This is a genomic window from Cellulomonas biazotea (assembly GCF_004306155.1).
GTDB classification, from domain to species: domain Bacteria; phylum Actinomycetota; class Actinomycetes; order Actinomycetales; family Cellulomonadaceae; genus Cellulomonas; species Cellulomonas biazotea.
Map to the genome: position 1 here is coordinate 1 of NZ_BIMR01000472.1, position 2152 is coordinate 2152.

Sequence of the window (2152 nt, forward strand, 5' to 3'; positions counted from 1 at the left end):
GGGAGGGGGAGCAGGTGCCCGCTGTCGGGTCCTGCGACGACGGCGACGTGGTGGTCCGCCCGGACGGCGGCCCGCTCGACGGGCGGGTCGCCGGCGCCGTGCCGCACGGTCGCGCCGGGCACGAGCGGGTGGTGCCCGGCGCGGTGGGTCTCGTCGAGCAGCGCGTCGTCGACGGCGAAGCGCACGGCGGTGCTCGCCCACCCGGCGTAGCCCGTGAGCCGCGCGAGGTGGGGCCGGAGCTCGGCGACGGTCGTGCCGGGCTCGACGTCGACCTCGGTGGTGGCGAGGCCGGGTCCGCGGGCGGGGTCGGGGTGCAGGGCGAGGAGGCGCACCGGGCGAGGATGCCCGCCCCGGGCAGGGTGACGGCCGGTGGACCTGCTCGGACGTGGATGGCCACGTCGTCCACAGGCCCACCGGCCGCCTCGGTGCGTCGACCCGTCCGGCCCACGCCTCCGTTCTCGGGGGCGTCCGTGTCGCCCGCCCAGGCGAGGGCGGCCGCTGTGGGTTGCCCTCGCCGGGTCAGTCGACCGCGAGCGCCGCCACGGGCGACGTCCGCGCCGCCGCTCGCCCGGGCAGCACCGACGCGAGCAGACCCGCCGCCAGCGCGACCACGAGCACAAGCAGCAGGTCGCGCCACGGCACCGACAGGTGCATGTCGCCGCCGGCGTTGCCGAGCACGATCGCCGCACCCGCCCAGCCGTACAGGAGCCCCATCCCGACGCCGAGGAGCGCACCGATGCCGGCGATGAGCATGCCCTCGACGGCGAGCATCAGCCGCAGCTGGCGGCGCGTCATGCCGATCGCCCGCAGCGTCGCCGACTCGCGGCGGCGCTCGATGACGGACAGCGACAGGGTGTTCGCGACGCCGACCAGCGCGATGACCACGGCCACGCCGAGCAGCCCGACGACGACCGCGAGCAGGCTGTCGATGACCTTCGCGTACTGCTGGCGCTCGGAGGCGGCGCTCTCGACCACGAGCCCGCCGTCGCCGACGGTGTCCATGACCGCGAGCGCGGTCGTCGCGCCGTCCGCGCCGGGCTCGAGGCCGACCCACAGCATCGAGGTGGGCGCTTCGGGCGCGATCCGGGCCAGGGTGTCGGGCGTGACCACCATGTCGACGCCGGCGAGCGACGTGTAGACCGCGGTGAGCTCGACCGGGGCGGCGGGCTCGTCGGCCTCGTCGCCAGGCACGGACGTCTCCCGCGAGGACGTGTCCTCCACCACCGAGACGACCGTGCCGTCGAGCTTCTCGTCCCGGTAGGTCGGCACGACGATCGTGTCGTCGTCGAGGTGGGTGAGGACGTCGGAGTTCCGCAGCACGGTGGCGGCCTCGCTGGGCTCCGGGGCACGCAGGACGACGTACTCGTCGTCGACGAGCGCGGCGACGGACGGCACCTCGACGACGCGGGCGACGCCGTCGACGGCCTCGACGTCCGCGATGGTCGACGCGGGGATCGCGTCGGACCCGAGCGTGCTCGCGACCGTGAGGTCGACGGGGTAGTGGTCGTCGAGCTCGGCGAACAGCGACTGCCGGGCGCTCGCCGCGCCGGTGCTCATGAGCACGACGAGCGTCACACCGATGAGCAGCGCGGTGCTGGTCGCCGCGGTGCGGCGCGGGTTGCGCACCGAGTTCGCCGCGGCGAGCCGCGTGCTGGTCCCGGTGGCGGCGAGCGCACGGCCGACGAGCGAGACGACGCGCGGCAGCCAGAACACGGCGCTGAGCAGGACCCCCACGAACGACAGGGCGCCGGCGAGCACGCCGCCCGCGAGGGCGAGCATGGGGTCGCCCTCGCCACCGACGGACGCGACGACGGCGAGCAGGAGCCCGCCGACGCCGCCGACGACGAGCAGGAGCGAGAAGACGAGCCGCACGAGGCCCGCCCGCGCGGCGACGGTCGGGGCGTCGACCGGGCGCAGCGCGGCGACGGGGGAGACGCGGGTCGCGGCACGGGCGGGCACGAGCGAGGCGAGCGCCGTGACGACGGTGCCGACGAGCAGCGGCACCGCGATGACGACGACGGTCACGTCGATCCCGGTGGGCATCGGGACGCCGGTGTCCATCCGGGCCAGCACCGCGAGGGTCGCCTGCGAGAGGCCGAGCCCGAGGAGCACGCCGATCGCGGACGCGACGATGCCGAGGATCCCGGCCTCG

General features: G+C 76.1%; 2 protein-coding genes. Both read right to left on the bottom strand.

Translation table 11 applies throughout. The annotated features are described in order from the left end of the window. A partial coding sequence (locus CBZ_RS20230) for a hypothetical protein (protein ID WP_130783213.1) occupies positions 1-332 on the bottom strand: 332 nt, incomplete at its 3' end. Positions 333-519: 187 nt separating this feature from the next. After that, positions 520-2152, bottom strand: a 1633-nt coding sequence (locus CBZ_RS20235) for an FtsX-like permease family protein (RefSeq protein ID WP_130783214.1), incomplete at its 5' end; no start/stop codon positions are given.